The organism is Streptomyces vulcanius (genome assembly GCF_042653945.1).
In the GTDB taxonomy this organism is placed as follows: Bacteria; Actinomycetota; Actinomycetes; order Streptomycetales; family Streptomycetaceae; genus Streptomyces; species Streptomyces mangrovi.
Genome location: NZ_JBHSFK010000002.1, coordinates 39,524 through 60,317, shown reverse-complemented (window position 1 = coordinate 60,317; position 20,794 = coordinate 39,524). Strand labels below are relative to the sequence as shown.

Genomic DNA, 20,794 nt, shown 5'->3' with positions numbered 1-20,794 from the left:
CGGAGGGCCACCGCGACGCAGGCCGCGGTGGCCCTCCCGCACATCCGACGGGGACGTCAGCGCACGTCGCCCATGAGCTCCCTGACCCGCTTGCGGTACATCCACACCGCCGCGCCCGCGACGACGGCGAGGACGGCCTGGAGGGCCACGATGCCCGTCTTGTCGAGGTCGACGCCGGCGATGGAGAGCAGGCCGGTGGTGGCGTCACCGGCGGTGACGGCCAGGAACCAGACGCCCATCATCTGGGAGGCGTACTTCGCGGGCGCCATCTTGGTGGTCACGGACAGACCCACCGGGGACAGCGTCAGCTCACCGACCGTCTGGACGAAGTAGATGCCGACCAGCCACATCGCGGCGGCCTTGTGACCGCCGTCGGCGATCGCCAGCGGGGCGAGGAAGAGGAAGAAGGACGCGCCGACGAGCACCAGGCCCATAGCGAACTTCGTCGCGGTGCCCGGTTCCCTGCCGCGCCGGGCGAGGGCCAGCCACGCCCAGGCGAAGACCGGCGCCAGCGCCATGATCATGACCGGGTTGACCGACTGGTACCAGGAGACCGGGAACTCCCAGCCGAAGACCGTGTTGTCGGCCGAGGAGTCGGCGAACAGGGACACGGTCGAGCCGCCCTGGTCGTAGATCATCCAGAACACGGCCGCGGCGACGAAGAACCAGATGTACGCGGACATCTTCGACTGCTCGGCGCGGTCGAGGTCCTTGTCCCGCTTGATACGGGCGATGACCATGACGGGGATGACCAGCCCCGCGACGGTGATCGGGACCAGCAGCCAGTTCAGGGTGTAGTGGCCGGAGAAGCCGACGACCGCGTAGAAGACGGCGGCGACGGCGGCCCACAGACCGGCCCTGCGCAGCGTGGCGGTCTTCTCGGCGGCGGTCATCGGGGTAGGTACGACGTCCGAGCGGGAGCTGAGATGACGGCTGCCGAGCAGGAACTGGGCCAGGCCCAGCGCCATGCCGAGCGCGGCGAGCGCGAAGCCGAGGTGCCAGTCGACGTTCTCGCCGACGGTGCCGATGACCAGCGGGGCGGCGAACGCGCCGAGGTTGATGCCGATGTAGAAGACGGTGAAGCCGCCGTCGCGGCGCGGGTCGTCCGGGCCCTGGTAGAGGTGGCCGACCATCGTGGAGATGTTGGCCTTCAGCAGGCCGGAGCCGATGGCGACCAGGCCGAGACCGGCGTAGAAGGTGCCGGCGTTCGGCAGGGCCAGGGTGAGGTGGCCGAGCATGATGACCGCGCCGGCCACGCCGACCGTCCTGCGGGGGCCGAGGACGCGGTCCGCGAACCAGCCGCCGGGCAGGGCGAGCAGGTACACGAGGGACAGGTACACCGAGTAGACCGCGGTCGCGGAGGCCGCGCTCATGTGCAGGCCGCCCGGTGCCACCAGGTACAGCGGGAGCAGGGCCTTCATGCCGTAGTAGGAGAATCGCTCCCACATCTCGGTCATGAAGAGAGTGGCCAGTCCGCGGGGGTGGCCGAAGAAGGTCCTCTCGGAACCGGAGTCGGGGGTACCCGGGCGGGCCGAGCCCTTCGTCTGGCTGGACGCCATGATCGTTCGTTCCTTGTTTGGTGGGGGGCGTTTCACCATACGACGGCAGACTGCCGGGAATGGAAGGACTTGAGACTCGAATCACAGGTGATCAAGGAGCTGTGTCGATGTTTCGAAGGTCCGTACCATCCTGTCATCTCGGACCTTCGGATTGCTCATCATGTGTCCGTCATGTCCCCGAGTAAGAAACAGCGGCGTCGATCACACTTCGGCCCTTGCCCCGCGCGGACTACCATCAGCTCATGACCCGTGTACTGCTCGCCGAGGACGATGCGTCCATCTCGGAGCCGCTGGCCCGCGCACTGCGCCGGGAAGGGTACGAGGTCGAGGTGCGTGAGGACGGACCGACCGCGCTGGACGCCGGAATGCAGGGCGGCATCGACCTGGTCGTGCTGGACCTCGGCCTGCCCGGCATGGACGGCCTCGAGGTCGCCCGCCGGCTGCGCGCCGAGGGCCACGCCGTGCCCATCCTGATCCTGACCGCGCGCGCCGACGAGGTGGACACCGTCGTCGGTCTGGACGCGGGCGCCGACGACTACGTCACCAAGCCCTTCCGCCTCGCCGAACTGCTCGCCCGGGTCCGGGCCCTGCTGCGGCGCGGCGCCACCGAACCCGCGCAGCCGCCGGCCACCCACGGGGTGCGCATCGACGTCGAGTCGCACCGCGCGTGGATGGGCGAGGAGGAACTCCAGCTGACGGCGAAGGAGTTCGACCTCCTGCGGGTCCTCGTCCGGGACGCGGGGCGGGTCGTCACGCGCGACCAGCTGATGCGCGAGGTCTGGGACACGACCTGGTGGTCCTCCACCAAGACCCTCGACATGCACATCTCCTGGCTGCGCAAGAAGCTCGGCGACGACGCGGCGAACCCGCGCTACATCGCCACCGTGCGGGGCGTCGGCTTCCGCTTCGAGAAGAGCTGAGCGGTAGCCGGAAGTCACTGCCCGGAGGGCTCCTTTGCGTCGCCGTCTCATTCAGTCCACGCTCGCGGTCGTGCTGGTCGTCATCGCCGTGTTCGGCGTCTCTCTCGTCATCGTCGAGAGCCGGACGATCAGCAGCAGCGCCCAGGAGGTGGTGGACTCCGAGGCGGTGCGGCTCGTCGGGATCGTGGACAGCCGGCTGCTCGGCTCGGAGGACGTCAACGCGGAGATCCTGCGCGACCAGGTCACCCAGGACCGTTACGCCGTGATCCGCATCCCCGGCCGGCCCCCGATCGAGATCGGCACGCGGCCCACGGGTGACGTCATCCACGCCGAGGAGAAGGGGGAGGGCGGCGAGACCGTACGGGTCGAGGAGCCGCGCTCCACGATCACCCGTGAGGTCGGACGCACCCTGCTGATCATCGGCCTGGTGGCGCTTCTCGCCGTCGTGGCGGCGGTCCTGCTGGCCATCCGCCAGGCCAACAAGCTGGCCTCCCCGCTCACCGACCTCGCGGAGACCGCCGAACGCCTCGGCTCGGGCGATCCCCGCCCCCGTCACAAGCGGTACGGCGTCCCGGAGCTGGACCGGGTCGCCGACGTGCTGGACTCCTCGGCCGAACGCATCGCCCGTATGCTCACCGCCGAGCGGCGCCTGGCCGCCGACGCCTCCCACCAGCTCCGCACCCCCCTCACCGCGCTCTCCATGCGCCTGGAGGAGATCACCCTCACCGACGACCCGGACACCGTGAAGGACGAGGCGATGATCGCCCTCACCCAGGTGGAACGCCTCACGGACGTCGTCGAACGCCTTCTCACCAACGCCCGGGACCCGCGCACCGGCTCCGCCGTCTCCTTCGACCTCGACGAGGTCATCCAGCAGCAGCTCGCCGAGTGGCGCCCGGCCTACCGCGGGGTCGGGCGGGCCATCGTCAGCTCCGGCAAACGCCATCTGCGCGCGGTCGGCACGCCCGGGGCGGTCGCGCAGGTCCTGGCCGCCCTGATCGAGAACTCCCTCATGCACGGCGGCGGCACGGTCGCCCTGCGCACCCGTGTCACCGGCAACCAGGCGGTCGTCGAGGTCACCGACGAGGGACCCGGCGTCCCGGCCGACCTGGGCGCCCGTATCTTCGAGCGCGCGATCAGCGGCCGCAACTCCACGGGCATCGGCCTCGCCGTCGCCCGCGACCTCGCGGAGGCCGACGGCGGCCGCCTGGAGATGCTCCAGGCCCAGCCCCCGATCTTCGGCCTGTTCCTCTCCCGCACGGCCCCCCAGAAACGCTCCGGGACGAGCGACGAGCCGACGGTCAGATGAGCCAGGGGCTCATCCCACCCGCTGGCGTCCCTTCCGGGTCTGTCCCGTGATCAGCGACTCCTCCGCCAGGAAGGACTCCGCGCTGGCCACGGCCTCTTTCGCAGGCAGCGCCCGGAACACCCACGTCCGGTAGGACCAGAAGCGGAACAGGGTCGCGACCCCGATGCCGAAGAACTTGAACACGTTGCTCTGCAGTGGGCTGTCCCACCCGAACCCGTACGTCGCCGCGAACAGCAACCCGTTCTCGATCACCAGCCCCACCGCGCTGAACAGCAGGAACAGCGTCAGTTCCTTGGTGCGCCCGCTCTTGTCGCGGTCACGGTAGGTGAAGTAGCGGAACCCGACGTAGTTGAACACGATCGACACGACGGTGGCGACGACACTCGCGCGCACCACCGGCAGATCGGTGAGGTGCCGCACGAGGTTGAACACGCCGAGGTTGACCAGCAGCCCCGCGCCTCCCACGGCGCCGAACTTGGCCAGCTCGCGGGTCACGCGTCGTAGCCGTCCCTGTCCCGAGGAACCATGTGCCATGGTCGTACAGGCCCCCGTCCGGGTCTTGGTGTCACGGTCGCGCTCTGGCTTTCGTCAACCCAGCCATGCTAACCATCACTCTTGTCGGTTTCCTGTGGTCGGGCTTCACAGGTCGGAAACAGGTCAGGAAGAACAGGGCAAACGGCGGGTAAGAACTCCCACCGCCGCGGCCGATACCCTGGGGGCGTGACGTTCCCGGTAGTCGGCATGGTCGGCGGGGGTCAGCTCGCTCGTATGACACACGAGGCGGGCATCCCGCTCGGCATCAGGTTCAAGCTCCTCAGTGACACCCCGCAGGATTCCGCGGCACAGGTCGTCAGCGATGTCGTCGTCGGCGACTACCGCGACCTGGAGACGCTGCGCGCGTTCGCACGGGGCTGTGACGTGATCACCTTCGATCACGAACACGTACCCACCGAGCACCTCAGGGCCCTGGAGGCGGACGGCATCCCCGTCCGCCCCGGCCCGGCGGCGCTCGTGCACGCCCAGGACAAGGGCGTGATGCGCGCGAAGCTCGACGCGATCGGGGTGCCCTGCCCACGGCACCGCATCGTGAGCGACCCGACGGACGTGGTCCGCTTCGCCGCGGAGGGCGACGGCTTCCCCGTCGTCCTGAAGACCGTCCGCGGTGGCTACGACGGCAAGGGCGTGTGGGTCGTCGAGACCGCCGAGGAGGCCGCCGACCCCTTCCGCGCGGGCGTCCCCGTCCTCGCGGAGGAGAAGGTCGACTACGTCCGCGAGCTCGCCGCCAACGTCGTACGGTCCCCGCACGGCCAGGCCGTCGCCTACCCGGTGGTGGAGTCCCAGCAGGTGGGCGGCGTCTGCGACACCGTCGTCGCGCCCGCCCCCGGCCTCGACCCGGCCCTCGCGCTGCACGCCGAGGAGATGGCCCTGCGCATCGCGAAGGAGCTGGACGTCGTCGGCCACCTCGCCGTCGAGCTGTTCCAGACCCGCGACGGCCGCGTCCTCGTCAACGAACTGGCGATGCGCCCCCACAACTCCGGCCACTGGACCCAGGACGGCGCGATCACCTCCCAGTTCGCCAACCACGTCCGCGCGGTCCTGGACCTCCCCCTCGGCGACCCCCGCCCCCGCGCGAAGTGGACCGTCATGGTGAACGTCCTCGGCGGCGACTTCCCGGACATGTACACCGCGTATCTGCACTGCATGGCCCGCGACCCCCAGCTCAAGATCCACATGTACGGCAAGGACGTGAAGCCCGGCCGCAAGGTGGGCCACGTCAACACCTACGGCGACGACCTGGACGACGTGCTGGAACGCGCGCGTCACGCAGCCGGCTACCTGAGAGGCACGATCACCGAATGAGCCCCGTTGCAGGACCCGTCGTAGGCATCGTCATGGGTTCGGACAGCGACTGGCCCGTCATGGAGGCCGCCGCCCAGGCTCTCGACGAGTTCGAGATCGCGTACGAGGTCGACGTCGTCTCCGCGCACCGCATGCCCCGCGAGATGATCGCGTACGGCGAGCAGGCCGCCGAGCGCGGTCTCAAGGCGGTCATCGCGGGCGCCGGCGGTGCCGCGCACCTCCCCGGCATGCTCGCGTCGGTCACCCCGCTGCCGGTCATCGGCGTGCCCGTGCCGCTGAAGTACCTGGACGGCATGGACAGCCTCCTGTCCATCGTGCAGATGCCGGCCGGTGTGCCTGTCGCCACGGTCTCGGTCGGCGGCGCCCGCAACGCCGGACTGCTCGCCGCCCGCATCCTCGCCACCCACGACGAGGACCTCCTCGCCCGGATGCGCGAGTTCCAGCAGGACCTCAACGACCAGGCCACCGAGAAGGGCAGACGGCTGCGCGCCAAGGTCGAGGGCGGCAATGTCGGCTTCGGCTTCGGGAAGTGACGGCCTTGAGCTCATCCGAAGCAGCCCGGGAACTCCTCGCCGAGTTCCCCGTCGTCGACGGCCACAACGACCTGCCGTGGGCGCTGCGGGCACAGGTCCACTACGACCTCGACGCCCGCGACATCGCCGTACGCCAGGACGCGCACCTGCACACCGACATCCCCCGCCTGCGCGAGGGCGGTGTCGGGGCGCAGTACTGGTCGGTGTTCGTGCGCTCGGACCTGCCGGACGCGGTGCCCTCGACCCTGGAGCAGATCGACTGCGTACGGCAGCTGATCGACCGCAACCCGCGGCAGCTCAGGGCGGCCCTCACCGCCGCCGACATGGAGGCCGCGCGGGCGGAGGGCCGTATCGCCTCGCTCATGGGCGCCGAGGGCGGCCACTCCATCGCCAACTCGCTGGGCACCCTGCGCGGTCTGTACGCGCTCGGCGTCCGGTACCTCACCCTCACCCACAACGACAACGTGGACTGGGCGGACTCCGCGACCGACGAGCCGAAGGCCGGCGGTCTCACCGCGTTCGGCCGCGAGGTCGTGCGCGAGATGAACCGGCTGGGCATGCTGGTCGACCTCTCGCACGTCGCCGCCACGACGATGCGGGACGCCCTCGACGCCTCCACCGCGCCGGTGATCTTCTCGCACTCCTCCGCCCGCGCGGTCTGCGACCACCCCCGCAACATCCCGGACGACGTCCTGGAGCGGCTGCCCGCGAACGGCGGCGTCGCGATGGCGACGTTCGTACCGAAGTTCGTGCTCCAGGCGGCGGTCGACTGGGCGGTCGTGGCGGACGACAACATGCGCGCCCACGGCTACCACCCGCTGGACACCACCCCCGACGCGATGAAGATCCACCGCGCCTTCGAGGAGCGTGTCCCGCGTCCGGTCGCCACGGTCGCGACCGTCGCCGACCACCTGGACCACATGCGCGAGGTGGCGGGCATCGACCACCTGGGCGTCGGCGGCGACTACGACGGCACCCCGTTCCTCCCCGACGGCCTGAACGACGTCTCCGGCTACCCCAACCTGATCGCCGAACTCCTCGACCGCGGCTGGTCCCGCCCCGACCTCGCCAAGCTGACCTGGCAGAACGCGGTCCGGGTGCTCGGCGCGGCGGAGGACGTCTCCCGCGACCTCCGGGCGAGTCGGCGGCCGTCCAACGCGACGATCGACTCCCTCGACGGCTGAGCCGGACGTACCCCCGAACGCCCCGCCCACCAGGACGCGTTCCGGTCTCCGTGCGACGGTTGGCGTACTGCCGACCGACACACGGAGACCGCCATGGCCGACCTCCAGGACGAACTGCACGACCCCCCGTCGGCCAGCGAACTGCCGCACCTCTTCGCCACTCCGTACGTCCCCGACTCCGCCCCCGAGCCGACTGCCACGGGGGAGGGGGACGATCTCCCGGCCCGGGCCCGTGCCCTCCTCGCCGCCCACCCCGTCGCCGACGGCCACAGCGGGCTGCCCCGGGCGCTGCGGCACCTGCCCCGGTACGACCTCCAGCTCGGCGAGAGCGCCGTCGACACCGATCTGCCCCGGCTGCGCGAGGGCCATGTCGGCGCCCTGTTCTGCGCCCTGCACCCGACCGACGGCCCGGCCCTCGGCGCGACACTGGAACAGCTGGACCTCGCCCGCTCGGTCGTCGAGACCCACCCGGAGGGGCTGCGGCCGGCCCTCACCGCGGGCCAGGTGCTCGACGCCCGCAACTGCGGCCGGGTCGCCGTCGTCCTGGGCCCGGCCGGCGCCGCCGCCCTCGACGACTCCCTCGGCATCCTGCGCGTCCTGCGCTCCCTCGGCCTGCGCGTCCTCACCCTGGCCGGGACCTCCTGGGCGAGCGAGGCGGGGCTGACCCGGTTCGGCGAGGAGGTCGTGCGGGAGATGAACCGGCTCGGTGTGATCGCCGACCTCTCGGGCGCCTCCGACGCCACCATCGGCCGCGCCCTCACGCTCTCCAGGACGCCGGTCCTGTGCACCCGCTCCGCCGCCCGCGCCCTGTGCCCGCACCCCGACAACCTGTCCGACGGACTGCTCGCCCGGCTGGGCGCGGCCAAGGGGCTGTGCATGGTGCCGCTGGCCGCCGAGCAGACCGGCCCGGGCGTCCGGGACGTCGCCGACCACCTCGACCACGTACGTGCCGTCGCCGGCCCCGAATGCGTGGGCCTCTCCGGCACCTACGACTCCGGCACCGCCCATCCGCAGGGTCTCGCCGACCCCTCCGGCTACCCGCACCTCGTGGCCGAGCTGCTCCGCCGAGGCTGGCCGGAAACCGACCTGGCCATGCTGACCTGGGGAAACGTACAGCGCGTCCTGCGCGGCGCGGACTTCGCGGCCCGCGCGGCACAGGACCGCAGCCAGCCGTCGACGGCGAAGATCGCCGACCTCGACGGATAGCCCCTCAGCCGCGCTCGACCCGGCACAGGCAGAACGGATGCCCCGCCGGATCGGCGTACACCTGGAAGTCCTTCTTCTCCCGGTCCTCCAGGTCCAGCGGGCGTGCCCCGAGCGCCAGCACCCGCTCGTGCGCCGCGTCGACCTCCGCCCAGGTGGCGCCGGCGTCGAGGTCGAGATGGAACTGCTGGGGGTTGCGGTCGGCGCGCGGCCACTCCGATGGGGTGTACCCCTCGACCTGCTGGAACGCGATCCGGGGACCCGCGGGAACCCGCAGGACGTACCAGTCCTCCCCGCCGTCCTCGGCCTCGGGCGTGCCGCCCAGGAGGAGCGCGTAGAACTCGGCGAGCGCGCGCGGGTCGGGACAGTCGAGCACGACGGAACGGAAGGTGACCACGGGCGGCACGGGATCCTCCTGAGTCAGCAGGCGCAGAGACAGAACGGGTGCCCCGCCGGGTCGGCGTACACACGCCACCCGCGGGAGCGGTCGTCCGTGTCCAGCGGCTTCGCGCCCAGCGCCAGTACGCCCTTCTCGGCCGCGTCCAGGTCCGCGACGGTCAGATCCAGATGGAACTGCTGGGCGTTGCGGTCGGCGCGCGGCCACTCCGGCGCCACGAAGCCGGGGGAGGCCTGGAAGGCCAGCGCCCGGTCGTCGGGGGTCGTGAGGTCCACCCAGTCGCCCTCCGCGTCCGCCTCGACGGTCCCGCCCAGCAACTCGGCGTAGAAACCGGCCAGCGCACGCGGGTCGGGGCAGTCCAGGACGACGACACCCAGTTCGGCGAGAGTCATGACTTCCTCCTGATTACCTGTAGATGATTGTTACCTCTAGATGCGGTCAACCAGTAACGGTTACTGCATGCTCTCGCATTGGGGGTAACGTCGCAAGACATGAGTGAGCGATCGCCCGCACCGGGAGGCCTGGCCCTGGTCGAGTCCCTGGTCAACACGCTGGACCTCGAGTCGGGCGCCGACACGCTCGACACGGCGGACGGCCGGGCGGCGCTGGGCCTCACCGCCGACGAGCTCCCGGCGGCCCGCGCGCTGCGCGAGTCGCTGCGCGCGGCCCTGCTGGCCCACGCCGGACACGCCCCGCACCGTGCGGTGACCCCGCTGGGCGAGCTGCTCGCGGCGGCTCCGCTGCTGGTGGCGGTCGACTCCCTGGACGGCTCCGCCCGCCTCGCCCCCGCCGACGACGGCCCGCTGCTCTCCCGGGTGGCCGCCGCCGTCGCCGAGGCACTGGTCGCGGGCACCTGGCAGCGGCTGAAGGCGTGCGAGGCCGTCACCTGCCACTGGGCGTACTACGACCGAAGCCCGGCCGGACGCGGCCGCTGGTGCTCGATGCAGGTGTGCGGGGCACGCGCGAAGATGCGCCGCTACCGGGCCAGGGAGACGTGAACCACAGGGCCGTAGCCACTGCACAGGCCGTTCACACGGCACACTCCGGCCGGGTGCGGCAGAATGCAGACAGACGCCGGTTCGGCCGACTGAGCCTCGGCCGAACCGGCGTCACCCGTACACGGCTACGCGGTCGGCCGGCCCATCGCCCGGTACGTCCACCCCGCCGCCCGCCACAGCGCCGGGTCGAGCGCGTTGCGTCCGTCCAGGATCAGCCGGGCCGCCGCGACCTCCCCGAGCGCCGCCGGGTCCAGCTCCCGGAACTCCCGCCACTCGGTCAGGTGCAGTACGGCGTCGGCGCCCCGTACGGCTTCGCGGGCGGAGTCGGCGTACGCGAGGGTGGGGAAGATCCGCCGGGCGTTGTCCATGCCCTTCGGGTCGTACACCGTCACCTGGCCGCCCTGGAGGTGGATCTGCCCGGCGACGTTCAGCGCGGGGGAGTCCCGGACGTCGTCCGAGTCGGGCTTGAAGGTCGCGCCGAGGACGGCGATCCGCCTGCCCAGGAACGGCCCGCCGCCGAGCGCCTGCCGCGCCAGCTCCACCATCTGCCCGCGCTGGCGCATGTTGATGGAGTCGATCTCGCGCAGGAAGGTCAGCGCCTGGTCGACCCCGAGCTCGCCGGCCCGCGCCATGAACGCGCGGATGTCCTTCGGCAGGCATCCGCCGCCGAACCCGATGCCGGCCCGCAGGAACTTCTTCCCGATCCGGTCGTCGTACCCGATCGCCTCGGCCAGCTTGGCGACGTCCCCGCCGGACGCCTCGCACATCTCGGCCATGGCGTTGATGAAGGAGATCTTGGTGGCGAGGAAGGAGTTCGCGGAGGTCTTCACCAGCTCGGCGGTGGGGAAGTCGGTGACCACGAACGGCGTCCCCTCTCCGAGCGGCGTCGCGTACACCTCGCGCAGCAGCCGCTCCGCACGCTCGCTGCGCACCCCGACCACGATCCGGTCCGGGTGCAGGGTGTCCTGGACGGCGAAGCCCTCCCGCAGGAACTCCGGGTTCCAGGCCAGCTCGGCGTCAGCGCCGGCCGGCGCCAGCGCGGCGATCGTGCGGGCCAGCCCGTCGGCGGAGCCCACCGGCACGGTCGACTTGCCGACGACCAGCGCGGGCCGGGTCAGATGCGCGGCCAGCGAACCGATCGCGGACTCGACGTACGACATGTCGCAGGCGTACTCGCCGTGCTTCTGCGGGGTGTTCACACAGACGAAGTGCACATCGCCGAAGGCGCCGACCTCGGCCCAGTCCTGGGTGAACCGCAGCCGCCCGGTGGAGCCCTCGAACCCCGCGACATGCCGGCGCAGCAGCTCCTCCAGGCCCGGCTCGTACATCGGGGTCTCGCCGCGCTCCAGCATCTCGATCTTCTCCTTGACGACGTCAAGGGCGAGCACCTCGAAACCCAGCTCGGCCATGGCCGCGGCGTGCGTGGCGCCGAGATAGCCGGTGCCGATCACGGTGATCTTCAGGCTCATGGGTGCTCCAGGGAAGGTACGGCGGGGATGCGGTGCTGAGCATAGTCGGGGCGTTTCGGGGCCCCTCACCGGGCAGTTTTCCCCTGTTGCCCACGTCACGTGTCACTCCGGTGGGCTGGCCCCTAAAATTTGAGTTACTTAACGGTAATTAGCGCAGCGTCTTCTGGAGCGTGAGTCACCTTGGCCGGATCGGCTGACTTCGACCTGTACCGCCTGTCCGAGGAGCACGACATGCTCCGCGACGCCATCCGCTCGCTGGCCGAGGCGAAGATCGCGCCGTACGCGGCCGCCGTGGACGAGGAGGCCCGCTTCCCCCAGGAGGCCCTGGACGCGCTGGTCGCGAGCGACCTGCACGCGGTGCACGTACCCGAGTCGTACGGCGGCGCCGGCGCGGACGCCCTCGCCACGGTGATCGTCATCGAGGAGGTGGCCCGTGCCTGTGTCTCCTCGTCCCTCATCCCGGCCGTGAACAAGCTGGGCTCGCTCCCGGTGATCCTGGCCGGCTCCGAGGACCTCAAGAAGAAGTACCTGGCCCCGCTGGCCAAGGGCGACGCGATGTTCTCGTACTGCCTCTCCGAGCCGGACGCCGGCTCGGACGCGGCGGGCATGAAGACCAAGGCGGTCCGCGACGGCGACCACTGGATCCTCAACGGCGTGAAGCGCTGGATCACCAACGCGGGTGTCTCGGAGTACTACACGGTGATGGCGGTCACCGACCCCACCAAGCGCAGCAAGGGCATCTCCGCGTTCGTCGTCGAGAAGTCCGACCCGGGCGTCTCCTTCGGCGCCCCGGAGAAGAAGCTCGGCATCAAGGGCTCCCCGACCCGCGAGGTCTACTTCGACAACGTCCGCATCCCCGCCGACCGCATGATCGGCGAGGAGGGCACCGGCTTCGCCACCGCGATGGCGACCCTGGACCACACCCGCATCACCATCGCCGCCCAGGCCCTCGGCGTCGCCCAGGGCGCCTTCGACTACGCCAAGGGCTACGTCAAGGAGCGCAAGCAGTTCGGCAAGGCCATCGCCGACTTCCAGGGCATCCAGTTCATGCTCGCCGACATGGCCATGAAGATCGAGGCCGCCCGCGCACTGACCTACCAGGCGGCAGCCGCCTCGGAGCGCGGCGACAAGAACCTCACCTTCCAGGGCGCCGCCGCCAAGTGCTTCGCCTCGGACGTCGCCATGGAGGTCACCACGGACGCCGTCCAGCTCCTCGGCGGCTACGGCTACACCCGCGACTACCCGGTCGAACGCATGATGCGCGACGCGAAGATCACGCAGATTTATGAGGGTACGAACCAAGTCCAGCGGATCGTGATGGCGAGGAACCTGCCCTAGCAGGGTTTTTGCAGGTCAAAGGTGGTTTCGAGGGTCCGAAAGGACATCCTTGGCTTTCTGTCCGTTGCGGCCCGATCACGACCGTTCCTGGGCGTCGTGCTGGGGGAATCCTGGGCAGATGCCGGGCTGAAAACGGCCACTGACCTGCACAAACAACACAGCCCCCGGCGTACTCGCCGGGGGCTGTTGTCGTACGTGGATCAGGCGACCTCTGTCGCCACCGTGGGGTCGTCCGCGCCGGGCGTCAGCATGGTTGCGATGGCTGCACGGCCGCGCTGCTCGGCCCCTTCGAAGATGTAGTGGTAGTGCTCCCTGAGCACGTCAGTACTGCTGTGGCCCATCCAGTCGGCCACGTCGTTCTCGGGGACTCCGGCGTACAGCAGCCGCGACCCGTAGTAGTGCCGGAGCGAGTGAGCCTTGCAGTACTTCACCTGTCCCTTGCCCAGAGCCTCCATCCAGATCTTCGGGTAGAAGTACGACGCGTAGAGGTAGCCAGTCCGCGTCACGTTGGGGAAGAGAAGTCGTTCCGGCCCCCATACGCCGTGGTTCCTGATGTGCCGCCGAAGCTCGAAGGCGACGTTCGGCGGGAGGGGGACGGAACGCCTTGGCTCGCCTTCGTCACGAGCCTTGATGTGCCGACGTTGAATCGCGCTGTTCTTCCCCGACTCCGTGTCTCCGTCCTCCGCGATCTGGAAGTCGACGCGAAGCGTCTCGGCCTTGAAGTCGATTTGATCGCGGGACACCGCCATGGCCTCACCCAACCGCAGGCCGCACCCGGCCATGAGCCACAGCATCGCGCGGTATCGCGGAGGAGCGGCATCGAGCATCGCCAGGACTTCCCGCGTCGTGAGTCGCCGCGCGGTGCTCTTGTGCTCCCGGATCTCCTTGGCGCGGCTGCCCGCGCCCCTGACCTTCTTGCACGGGTTCCGGCCGATGATCTCGTTGACGACAGCCCAGTCCATCATCCCGGAGAAGAACGAGAACCGCTGACGCCGTGTGCGAGCGGAGAGCTTCCGGTCCTGTTCCATCCACAAGAGCCACTGCTCAACGTCAGCGACCTTCAGGGACACGATGGAACGGGCCTTGAAGAACGGCTCAAGAGTCGTCTTCTGGATGGACCGGTACTGCTTCTTGGTGCTGTTCTCCAGCTTCCTTTGATTCGTCCACTGCTCCCACACGGCCGTCACAGGCTGCTTGCCCAACCGGTCGTCCAGGTAGGTCCCGGCGTCGAGTTCCTGTTCCTTGCGCTTGCGGTGGTCGTCGGCTCGCGTCTTGGTCGCGAAGGTCTTCTGTCGCTGCTTGCCGTCCGGGTCGTACCAGAACGTCGTCCACTTCTTCGGGTCGTCCGTCGACCGTGCGACCCATGCCCTTGCCACTGAAGCGGCCCCCTCCTGCTGCTGCCGACATACGGGCTCGTCCCGCTGTCGTGCCGGTCACTCCCCGGCGTTTCAAGTTTGCGCACTGACCACCCTGGGTTGTCAACACAGGGTGGAGCCCCCTGGGTGTGCTAACTTGAGGGTTATGGAAGCGGATGACAACGGGTTCGAGATCACTCAGCAGCAAGGCGCCTGGGTGGTCCGCATGTGGTGGCCTGTAGGGCCGATCAACGGGGGACCGCAGCGGGTCACCATCGAGTCGGCCGAAGGCGCCCCTGCACGCGAGGTTGCACGTGGTATCTCGACCACTGTCCTGCGCAGGCTCGATGTAGCCGCAGCCCTGAACCTGGCCAAGCAGGCTCCCGAAGCGCAGCGGACGTTGGAGGAGGTGGCAGGGAAGCTGAATGAGATGGGGGAGGCGGCGGGGCTCGCTCTAGAGGGCGGAGGCGTCTCGGAGCGGTACTTGGCCTTGCTTGTCGCCACGTACACCGCCATGGCGGATTTCGGGGCTCCTGCGCCCGTTCCATGGCTGTCCCGACTCATCGGCCGCCGGCCTGAGACGGTGAAGGATCATCTGAAGCGAGCCAGAAGGGACGGCTTCCTGACCACAGTTGCCGGTAAGGCGGGAGGAGAGTTGACGGACAAGGCGAAAGCGGTACTTGAGGAGATGACTGAAGCAGGTAGCTGACGCGACTGAACTACGTGGCACTTCATACGTATTGAGCCCCCGAGGGTATTCGGGGGCTTTCTTGTTTCTTGGAGGATGAATGGCGCACGCCAGTCTGATGACCGTCGACGATGTGGCCGACTATTTGAACAAGCCCCGGTCTTGGGTGTACGGGAACTGGAAGGCGGAAAAGATCCCGTTCCGGAAAGTGGGGCAGTCGCTTCGGTGCCGTCCTGCGGATCTGGACCGCTGGCTGGACCAGCAGGAGGCAGTGTGAGCCAGGTACACCCTCGCCGTCTTGTGCGGGCCCGTTACGACGCCAAGGAGGAATGGAGCCGAGCGCTGCTCGACGCATTCGGGCCAGGCGGCTTGCTGGCTTGTGACGCCCCTGAGTTCGGTCGTGAGCACCTGCTGTGGGCCTTGGTGCAGCTCCGGCACGCGAACGGCCGCACTGGGCAGATGTTCACAGGCGATACGACGATCGCTGAAGAGCTGGGTTACAACACGAACGACCATCCGGGGAAGCGGTGCCGGGACGTGCTGGCACAGTTTGGTTTCTTTACCCAGCACGGCAAGCAGGGGCGGGCGGCGAACCTGTTGCTGTCCGCGCCGGTGGCGATCCTAGAGAACTACGAGACGCTAGCGGCCTCGGCGCACGGCGAGGTCATCACCGTTGCCGACACCAAACCGAGCAAGCCCAGGAAGTCGGCACCGCCGAAAAACGGAGCGTCACGGCTGTCTGACCCGTCCGTATCGGGTGGCGCGCTGGATAGAGATCCGTTCAACACGCTTCTGCCCTGGAGGTCGGACAATCAGATGGCGCCCTGGGCTCAGTGAGGTGCCCACTTTCCCGCTATACCGGTGAATTAGTTAATAGGTAGTAGTACATAGTTCATAGTGAGTAGCTAGTAGTGAGTAGGGGCCCCTTTGCCGGGGCCCTCTCTCATCTCAGCCTGTGCGCACAGGACCTTGAAGGGTCCTGCGCTGGCCCGGGCAAGAGAAGTTGGGCAGTTGGTTGCCAACGACCCCGGAGGAGTCTCCTACCTCCTGGCGAGGTAATGCGTACCTGAGGCATGTGACCCCCTCGCCAGCCAGGTGCAACTTCCCCTCACCCCAGGGCGCGGAGGCTCGTCAGCAACAGGAGGAAGAGCGTCAGCGCGACGCTGGCCGCGGCTGAACCGCCCCGGATGCAGGCTGGCGTGCGGACTCCTTCCCACCGGATGAGTAGGCCGGCCACCATGCCAACGATGATCGCTGCCAGCGCCGCTGCCAGGACGAGCAGCAGCCTGACATAGAGGGGCAGTCCCACTTCAACCTCCGTTGTACGCAAACGAGATGAACACACTCAGCTTCCGTGCAGGCCAGCGGCTGAACTAGTATTCCGGACTACCTCGATAAATCACAGGACTATGCAGGACTAAGCAGGAGTATGGGGGACTACGTGGGGCGACGACCGGAACCGCTCGATGCAGGGAACCCTCAGCACGCGTTCGCCTTGAGGCTGAGGCAACTCAGGGACACGGCGGGGGCGGCAGGGGACACCAAGGCGACGTGCCAACGAGCGGGCATCTCACCCACGACGTACTACGCATGGCTGGCTGGGAAGCAACTTCCAGGAAGAGATGCCTTGGAGCGCGTAGTCAAAGCATGGGGTGGAGAGGTCGCGGAGTGGCTGGAGCTTAGGGGTCGGACAGAGGAGACACTCGCAATGCTGGCGGTGCAACAACGAGCTCTGGCTCCACTGCCCCATCCGTCGGCCCGCTTCCAAGAGGTCGAGACCCAGGAGCGGAGTGTCCTTCCTCCTGGGACTTCAGCGCATGCGAGGCTGCGAGAGGCGCGTGAACTTCTCCGAATTCTTGGCTTCCTGGATGAAGCCGCAGGTGAGCGTTCTGCACTTGTTTTCTTGTCCTTGCTTAATCTGACTCCAGATAGGGATTGGCGCCAAGTAGAGCGACCGGTGCGGCAGACGACTGATGCTATGCAGTGGATCGGGGAATTCTACGGGGTTCACTACAAGCCGAACACCAGGGAGGCGATTCGACGGCACACTCTTCATGAGTTCCGGGAAAAGGCCCTCATCGTTTGGAACCCGGACAACCCCAACCGTCCCGTCAACTCGCCCAAGTGGTGTTTTCAATTGTCGGATATGTATTTTCCGTTGATCCACAGTTATAAGCGGAAGTACTTCTGGCGTGAACTGGCAGACTTCTGGGGGAGAGTCGGTCACGGGTTCTTTAGGGGTGAAAGTAGGTGATCGAGTGTAACGACGCCAGGGTTCTCAATGTTTTTATGCTCAGGGAGTACGCGGACTGGAAGCGAGCCTTCTCGGCAGACCCAATTTATCGAGATATGGAGATCCGTCCGTAGGTGGCGTAGGCGTCTCCCTCGCAGGAATTTTTATACCCGTACACGGTCCGAGGGAGGCACCCCCGGTGGGTCCTTTTCATTTTCGAATAGGAATTACCCCCGACATTCGTAAACACGCTTGGCGGGATCGCCTCGTTCCTCGAAGCGGATCACTTGGGGGTGTACGTAGCCGTCCTCTCGATGTGATCGGCCGTTATCGGTGGCACGGTCAAGTTCCGTGCGCTGCTCTGACCGAGCAAAACAGCCCCAGCCATACCGGCCGGGGCTTCCTTGTTGCTTCGACTACGCGCCTGGGCAGGCCAGTTCAGGAATCGCGCGATTAGGGGAACACGTCACCACTGCCAGGGACAGATATGAGGGGCGTTCGAGGTAGAAGCCGTACGACGCATCAGCACCCGAGTGCAGTTGTTCGGCGGCAGCGTTCACCAGCCGGGCCAGACGCGTGGTGTCCTGGTCCCTCTCCGATGCGAACCGGGGCGCGTACTCGGCCAGCCGTTCACCGAGCCAGGCCGCCGCCTCCTTCGCCTCATCCCAGGTGCCCCGAACCAGTGAGCGGGGCTTGATGAGCCAGTACGCAGTTTCGATCGGCGGAAGGTCGACAGTGGGGAACTCTGCGACCACTTCCCGGTAGCGTTTGAGTAGCCGCTCCGCCTGTAAGTCCTGATCGGAAACCGGTGCCGGCGGAGGGTCAGGGTGTGGTGGACGACGTAGAGCCTCATTGTCGAAACGCTCTTTCGGGCCGGTCCACAGATAGCCGTGATGGTGCACCAGTGGTTTCCGTTCCGTGTTGACGGTCCAAGGACCAACCGGCCCCGATCCTGTGGAGGGGTGGGCCGGGGCCGGTCGGGGAGGGGGTCAGACGTTCAGGCCGAACCGCGCCGGGTTGATACCGGCCGCGTCCAACTCCTCCGTGGTGAACCGCAGCGGCTGCGCGTCCGGCCGCTTGCTGTCACCGAGGGCCCAGGCGCCGTCGCCGATGCGGGCCAGGGTCACGCACCCTTCGGTGCAGGGGCCGCCGCATGCCTGCGCGAATGAGGCCCCATTGATGTCGAGCGCGTACAGGTCGGTTCCGTTCTGCATCACTGCACCTTCCTGCTCAACTGATCACGGCCAGAACTGACCGCCGCCGCCCCGGTGGGACGGGAGTTCAAGGGGGAGAGACAGCGAGGTGCGCCCGGAACTACGACCCGGTTTCGCGGGACGCAGTTGCCAGGTTCCGCGCCTCATCCGCGATGCGAAGCGCTGCTGCTATCTGCTCGACGTGCTCGGCCGAGAGCAAACCCACATGCACGAACGGTGCGCCCTGGTGGGTGACCATCGGCCGCAAGTGCCGTTGGATGCGTTCAGGGAGGTCGAGAGCGGCCAGCGCTTCACGGAGCGCGGTAGTTGCGTTATCCGCCCGAGCGTGGCTGTCACGCCACGTCTGCATGTCCATCAGTGCGCCTCCGCCTGATGCTGGCGCAGTCTCACGTTGCAGTCAGAGACGGCGCTGTAGTCCCCTGTGGAACGGGCGTTCTCGCGGGCGACCGACTGAGAAAGACACTCGGGGCAGCCGGGCTTGGGTGACGGCTCGCGCGGCAGCCCCGACAGGCACGTCCTTATCGTCGGCTCGGTCGCAGGAGCGGACGTTCTCTCTTCGCTCTCCATGCCGCCATCTTCGGTGGGCCGAGGATGAACCTCTAGCCTGTTTCCTGTTCTCGCAAAAAGTCGTCGCGGATACCCTCGATCAGATTCCGCATATCACCGCCGGCCAGCGCCACCTGCTCAAATCTTTCGAACTTGTCAACGTAAAGACTTACATCCCGAGGGTCGGTGACGACTACCTCAGCGTGAACCGTTTCTATGGTGACCATACGGTCGTCGCGAATGACGAACGCATGATTCGCAATATCCCGCTGCTGGATCTCTAGCGGAACTACGCGAATATCCACATGAGTGAGCCTGGATATGGAAACGATTCGGTCAAGCTGTGCAGCCATCATCTGTGATGGGACGATTCGCCAACGTAGGACCGGTTCCGTGATGACGAACCGCAGCGTCTTGGTGCTGTCATAGAGAACCGCTTGCCGTTCAAGTCGCCCGTTGATTGTTCGCGTGAGTGCGTCCTCACTCAGATTGTGGCGTCGCAGAACGGCCCGGATGTACTCGGGTGTCTGGAGCAGGCCGGGAACCAGTGCGGGTTGGAACAGTCGCAGCATCGACATCTGAGCTTCCAGGGCCTTGGCGGCCTGCTGACCCTTGTGAACCCCGATCCGCTTCAGCAGTCGCCACGCTGTCGCCTCGGTCGCCGAGGCTCTGGCCGCCTCCGTGTACTCGGCCTTGACCTCATCCGATACGCCGATGGCGGTCAGGATGCGCTCAACGTCCGCCGCGCTGGGTGCCAGCTTCGCATTCTCGATTTTGGACAGCTTGGACGGAGACATGAGGGCGCTACGGGCCACCGCTTTGGCGTCCTTGCCGGATGCCACTCGCAGAGCCCGCAGCGCGGCTCCAAGCTGTGCTCTGTTCACGCCCCGTACTTGGCCCACCATTCGGTGAACGGCTCCGCCTGCCCGAGTGCCGCGTCACGGTACCGCGTGAATTCCGCCGTTCGTTCCGGCGGTAGCACTTTCGAACCTAGGTACTTCCCGGTTCCGTCGTAGTTCATCACAGCTACGGAATCGGAATCAAAGAACCAGAAGTCCGGAACGTTCTCCAGGGGGTTGGGTTTGTCGGTGATGTCGAGGATGAAGAACTCCTCACCCCCGGTAATGTTCTTCTGGTAGCCCCACCCGAGTTCGAACCTAAGATAGTCCGTGAGCGGGCGGGACAGAATGTGCACCCGGTAAACCCGCTTCCCCTTCTCGGTGTGGGAGCGGAGTTCCTCGACCCAACCCGCGTTGTAGTCGTCCGGATGCGGCTCTCCTGCCAGGAATGCGTGATAGGCGTGGACGTTCCCGGACCTGCTGTAGTCGTCCAGGGTTTCCAGTCGGAACGCCTCACGCTCGAACGCGTCGAAGAGGTCGCCGAGGGTCCTAGATGAGCCTGTCACTGATGGCCTTCTGAAGCAGTTCCATCGGGATCTCGACGAGGGTTTCGTGAGCGGGAATCTGAAGCCCGTGGTCGGGCGGCGTCTCGCCCTGCACCAGGAAGGTGCCGCGGTCCGTTGCGTAGATCGTCGGGCAGTCTTTGAGATCGCACGTGCTGACCAGCTTGGTGACCTTCATGGTCTGGGTTCCCCTCTCCCGTTCCGCTGCCAGTGCCCCGCTTCTTCGTTGATGCTCCCGAGGGCTGGGCACACCGGTCAAGCGATCACGGTTGACGGAACGGGAAACCGCGTAACTTGCGCCGAGCCCGCTCGTCTACCGCGCGGCCGGTGGTGGTGCCTCCAGTGCGGCTCCTGCCTGCGGAGACTGTTGACGATCATGGGGAAATGCTGGGGAGACCCTCTCTGGGAGGGGTATTCGTGCAGGTCAGGGCAGTATGGCCTGTAAAGTACCCAGATCTACGAGGGCACCAACCAGGTCCAGCGCATCGTCATGGCGCGCAACCTGCCGTAAGGCACGCTCGGCGCCTCCCTCGCCCTCCGGCCGTCTCCCGGCCGGAGGGCGAGGTGCGTGTGGTGGCCGGCGGGA

General features: G+C 67.7%; 25 protein-coding genes. 12 read left to right on the top strand and 13 right to left on the bottom strand.

Features of this window, described 5'->3' with window-relative positions; genetic code table 11:
* Positions 1-56: 56 nt before the first annotated feature.
* The gene (locus tag ACFPIH_RS02495; protein ID WP_381167652.1) at positions 57-1,559 is read right to left on the bottom strand and encodes an oligopeptide:H+ symporter; all 1,503 of its coding nucleotides are present in this window, start codon (positions 1,557-1,559) and stop codon (positions 57-59) included.
* Between the two features lie 242 nt (positions 1,560-1,801).
* Between ACFPIH_RS02495 and ACFPIH_RS02490 the strand changes: the two genes are divergently transcribed.
* Both ACFPIH_RS02490 and ACFPIH_RS02485 read left to right on the top strand, forming a co-directional pair.
* Positions 1,802-2,479, top strand: coding sequence for a response regulator transcription factor (locus ACFPIH_RS02490; RefSeq protein WP_381167650.1), 678 nt, complete (start codon positions 1,802-1,804; stop codon positions 2,477-2,479).
* Positions 2,480-2,513: 34 nt separating this feature from the next.
* Complete coding sequence (locus ACFPIH_RS02485; RefSeq protein ID WP_381167648.1) at positions 2,514-3,788, top strand: ATP-binding protein; 1,275 nt, start codon at positions 2,514-2,516, stop codon at positions 3,786-3,788.
* 9 nt (positions 3,789-3,797) lie between these two features.
* On the opposite strand, the gene ACFPIH_RS02480 is transcribed toward ACFPIH_RS02485, so the two are convergent.
* Positions 3,798-4,322: a GtrA family protein gene (locus ACFPIH_RS02480; RefSeq protein ID WP_381167646.1), complete on the bottom strand. Its 525-nt coding sequence runs from the start codon at positions 4,320-4,322 to the stop codon at positions 3,798-3,800.
* A gap of 186 nt (positions 4,323-4,508) precedes the next feature.
* On the opposite strand from ACFPIH_RS02480, the gene ACFPIH_RS02475 reads away from it, so the two are divergent.
* From ACFPIH_RS02475 to ACFPIH_RS02460, 4 genes are all read left to right on the top strand, one after another.
* Positions 4,509-5,648 carry a 5-(carboxyamino)imidazole ribonucleotide synthase gene (locus ACFPIH_RS02475; RefSeq protein ID WP_381167644.1) on the top strand — a complete coding sequence of 380 codons (1,140 nt, stop codon included), beginning with the start codon at positions 4,509-4,511 and terminating at the stop codon, positions 5,646-5,648.
* Positions 5,645-6,181, top strand: coding sequence for a 5-(carboxyamino)imidazole ribonucleotide mutase (gene purE / locus ACFPIH_RS02470; RefSeq protein WP_381167642.1), 537 nt, complete (start codon positions 5,645-5,647; stop codon positions 6,179-6,181). Before ACFPIH_RS02475 ends, purE begins: the two co-directional genes overlap by 4 nt.
* 5 nt (positions 6,182-6,186) lie before the next feature.
* Entirely contained in the window at positions 6,187-7,365 is a 1,179-nt protein-coding gene (locus ACFPIH_RS02465) for a dipeptidase (protein WP_381167640.1), read from the top strand.
* A 93-nt stretch (positions 7,366-7,458) separates the two neighbouring features.
* Positions 7,459-8,571, top strand: a complete 1,113-nt coding sequence (locus ACFPIH_RS02460) for a dipeptidase (RefSeq protein ID WP_381167638.1) — start codon at positions 7,459-7,461, stop codon at positions 8,569-8,571.
* Positions 8,572-8,575: 4 nt separating this feature from the next.
* Here the strand turns inward: ACFPIH_RS02460 and ACFPIH_RS02455 are convergent, their stop codons facing one another.
* The gene (locus ACFPIH_RS02455; protein ID WP_381168471.1) at positions 8,576-8,965 is read right to left on the bottom strand and encodes a VOC family protein; all 390 of its coding nucleotides are present in this window, start codon (positions 8,963-8,965) and stop codon (positions 8,576-8,578) included.
* 23 nt (positions 8,966-8,988) lie between these two features.
* Complete coding sequence (locus tag ACFPIH_RS02450) at positions 8,989-9,357, bottom strand: VOC family protein (protein WP_381167636.1); 369 nt, start codon at positions 9,355-9,357, stop codon at positions 8,989-8,991.
* Between the two features lie 99 nt (positions 9,358-9,456).
* Between ACFPIH_RS02450 and ACFPIH_RS02445 the strand changes: the two genes are divergently transcribed.
* Positions 9,457-9,963 (top strand): CGNR zinc finger domain-containing protein, encoded by a 507-nt coding sequence (locus tag ACFPIH_RS02445; RefSeq protein WP_381167634.1) that lies wholly within the window; start codon positions 9,457-9,459, stop codon positions 9,961-9,963.
* 125 nt (positions 9,964-10,088) lie between these two features.
* Here ACFPIH_RS02445 and ACFPIH_RS02440 read toward each other — a convergent pair whose 3' ends face one another.
* Positions 10,089-11,432 (bottom strand): UDP-glucose dehydrogenase family protein, encoded by a 1,344-nt coding sequence (locus ACFPIH_RS02440; protein ID WP_381167632.1) that lies wholly within the window; start codon positions 11,430-11,432, stop codon positions 10,089-10,091.
* Between the two features lie 180 nt (positions 11,433-11,612).
* Here ACFPIH_RS02440 and ACFPIH_RS02435 point away from each other — a divergent pair, with 180 nt between their 5' ends.
* Positions 11,613-12,770 carry an acyl-CoA dehydrogenase gene (locus ACFPIH_RS02435; RefSeq protein WP_381167631.1) on the top strand — a complete coding sequence of 386 codons (1,158 nt, stop codon included), beginning with the start codon at positions 11,613-11,615 and terminating at the stop codon, positions 12,768-12,770.
* A gap of 200 nt (positions 12,771-12,970) precedes the next feature.
* Here ACFPIH_RS02435 and ACFPIH_RS02430 read toward each other — a convergent pair whose 3' ends face one another.
* Positions 12,971-14,146: a tyrosine-type recombinase/integrase gene (locus tag ACFPIH_RS02430; protein WP_381167629.1), complete on the bottom strand. Its 1,176-nt coding sequence runs from the start codon at positions 14,144-14,146 to the stop codon at positions 12,971-12,973.
* Between the two features lie 145 nt (positions 14,147-14,291).
* On the opposite strand from ACFPIH_RS02430, the gene ACFPIH_RS02425 reads away from it, so the two are divergent.
* The 3 genes from ACFPIH_RS02425 (at position 14,292) to ACFPIH_RS02415 (ending at position 15,650) form a co-directional block, all read left to right on the top strand.
* On the top strand, positions 14,292-14,834 hold the full coding sequence (locus ACFPIH_RS02425; protein WP_381167627.1) for a hypothetical protein: 543 nt from the start codon (positions 14,292-14,294) through the stop codon (positions 14,832-14,834).
* Positions 14,835-14,913: 79 nt separating this feature from the next.
* A complete protein-coding gene (locus ACFPIH_RS02420; protein ID WP_381167625.1) occupies positions 14,914-15,090 on the top strand; it encodes a helix-turn-helix domain-containing protein in 177 nt (58 codons plus the stop codon).
* Positions 15,087-15,650: a hypothetical protein gene (locus ACFPIH_RS02415; RefSeq protein WP_381167623.1), complete on the top strand. Its 564-nt coding sequence runs from the start codon at positions 15,087-15,089 to the stop codon at positions 15,648-15,650. Before ACFPIH_RS02420 ends, ACFPIH_RS02415 begins: the two co-directional genes overlap by 4 nt.
* A 271-nt stretch (positions 15,651-15,921) precedes the next feature.
* Here the strand turns inward: ACFPIH_RS02415 and ACFPIH_RS02410 are convergent, their stop codons facing one another.
* Positions 15,922-16,122 carry a hypothetical protein gene (locus ACFPIH_RS02410; RefSeq protein ID WP_381167621.1) on the bottom strand — a complete coding sequence of 67 codons (201 nt, stop codon included), beginning with the start codon at positions 16,120-16,122 and terminating at the stop codon, positions 15,922-15,924.
* Between the two features lie 120 nt (positions 16,123-16,242).
* Between ACFPIH_RS02410 and ACFPIH_RS02405 the strand changes: the two genes are divergently transcribed.
* Complete coding sequence (locus ACFPIH_RS02405) at positions 16,243-17,067, top strand: helix-turn-helix domain-containing protein (protein WP_381167619.1); 825 nt, start codon at positions 16,243-16,245, stop codon at positions 17,065-17,067.
* A 395-nt stretch (positions 17,068-17,462) separates the two neighbouring features.
* Here the strand turns inward: ACFPIH_RS02405 and ACFPIH_RS02400 are convergent, their stop codons facing one another.
* The 6 genes from ACFPIH_RS02400 to ACFPIH_RS02375 all read right to left on the bottom strand — a co-directional run bounded on the left by ACFPIH_RS02400 (position 17,463) and on the right by ACFPIH_RS02375 (position 20,386).
* Positions 17,463-17,948: a hypothetical protein gene (locus tag ACFPIH_RS02400; RefSeq protein WP_381167617.1), complete on the bottom strand. Its 486-nt coding sequence runs from the start codon at positions 17,946-17,948 to the stop codon at positions 17,463-17,465.
* A gap of 87 nt (positions 17,949-18,035) precedes the next feature.
* The gene (locus ACFPIH_RS02395; RefSeq protein WP_381167615.1) at positions 18,036-18,260 is read right to left on the bottom strand and encodes a DUF397 domain-containing protein; all 225 of its coding nucleotides are present in this window, start codon (positions 18,258-18,260) and stop codon (positions 18,036-18,038) included.
* A gap of 100 nt (positions 18,261-18,360) precedes the next feature.
* Complete coding sequence (locus ACFPIH_RS02390; protein ID WP_381167613.1) at positions 18,361-18,615, bottom strand: hypothetical protein; 255 nt, start codon at positions 18,613-18,615, stop codon at positions 18,361-18,363.
* Positions 18,616-18,859: 244 nt separating this feature from the next.
* Positions 18,860-19,690 (bottom strand): helix-turn-helix domain-containing protein, encoded by an 831-nt coding sequence (locus ACFPIH_RS02385; protein ID WP_381167611.1) that lies wholly within the window; start codon positions 19,688-19,690, stop codon positions 18,860-18,862.
* Complete coding sequence (locus ACFPIH_RS02380; protein ID WP_381167609.1) at positions 19,687-20,211, bottom strand: DUF6879 family protein; 525 nt, start codon at positions 20,209-20,211, stop codon at positions 19,687-19,689. The genes ACFPIH_RS02385 and ACFPIH_RS02380 overlap by 4 nt, the downstream gene beginning before the upstream one ends.
* Positions 20,195-20,386, bottom strand: coding sequence for a hypothetical protein (locus ACFPIH_RS02375; protein ID WP_381167607.1), 192 nt, complete (start codon positions 20,384-20,386; stop codon positions 20,195-20,197). Before ACFPIH_RS02375 ends, ACFPIH_RS02380 begins: the two co-directional genes overlap by 17 nt.
* Positions 20,387-20,794 lie beyond the last annotated feature (408 nt).

What these genes read in the sequence shown, in the direction of transcription:
- ACFPIH_RS02495 (WP_381167652.1), bottom strand. Translation starts at nt 1,559, where the DNA reads ATGGCGTCCAGCCAGACGAAGGGCTCGGCCCGCCCGGGTACCCCCGAC.
- ACFPIH_RS02490 (WP_381167650.1), top strand. Translation starts at nt 1,802, where the DNA reads ATGACCCGTGTACTGCTCGCCGAGGACGATGCGTCCATCTCGGAGCCG.
- ACFPIH_RS02480 (WP_381167646.1), bottom strand. Translation starts at nt 4,322, where the DNA reads ATGGCACATGGTTCCTCGGGACAGGGACGGCTACGACGCGTGACCCGC.
- purE (WP_381167642.1), top strand. Translation starts at nt 5,645, where the DNA reads ATGAGCCCCGTTGCAGGACCCGTCGTAGGCATCGTCATGGGTTCGGAC.
- ACFPIH_RS02460 (WP_381167638.1), top strand. Translation starts at nt 7,459, where the DNA reads ATGGCCGACCTCCAGGACGAACTGCACGACCCCCCGTCGGCCAGCGAA.
- ACFPIH_RS02450 (WP_381167636.1), bottom strand. Translation starts at nt 9,357, where the DNA reads ATGACTCTCGCCGAACTGGGTGTCGTCGTCCTGGACTGCCCCGACCCG.
- ACFPIH_RS02445 (WP_381167634.1), top strand. Translation starts at nt 9,457, where the DNA reads ATGAGTGAGCGATCGCCCGCACCGGGAGGCCTGGCCCTGGTCGAGTCC.
- ACFPIH_RS02440 (WP_381167632.1), bottom strand. Translation starts at nt 11,432, where the DNA reads ATGAGCCTGAAGATCACCGTGATCGGCACCGGCTATCTCGGCGCCACG.
- ACFPIH_RS02425 (WP_381167627.1), top strand. Translation starts at nt 14,292, where the DNA reads ATGGAAGCGGATGACAACGGGTTCGAGATCACTCAGCAGCAAGGCGCC.
- ACFPIH_RS02420 (WP_381167625.1), top strand. Translation starts at nt 14,914, where the DNA reads ATGGCGCACGCCAGTCTGATGACCGTCGACGATGTGGCCGACTATTTG.
- ACFPIH_RS02405 (WP_381167619.1), top strand. Translation starts at nt 16,243, where the DNA reads ATGGGGGACTACGTGGGGCGACGACCGGAACCGCTCGATGCAGGGAAC.
- ACFPIH_RS02395 (WP_381167615.1), bottom strand. Translation starts at nt 18,260, where the DNA reads ATGCAGAACGGAACCGACCTGTACGCGCTCGACATCAATGGGGCCTCA.
- ACFPIH_RS02390 (WP_381167613.1), bottom strand. Translation starts at nt 18,615, where the DNA reads ATGGACATGCAGACGTGGCGTGACAGCCACGCTCGGGCGGATAACGCA.
- ACFPIH_RS02375 (WP_381167607.1), bottom strand. Translation starts at nt 20,386, where the DNA reads ATGAAGGTCACCAAGCTGGTCAGCACGTGCGATCTCAAAGACTGCCCG.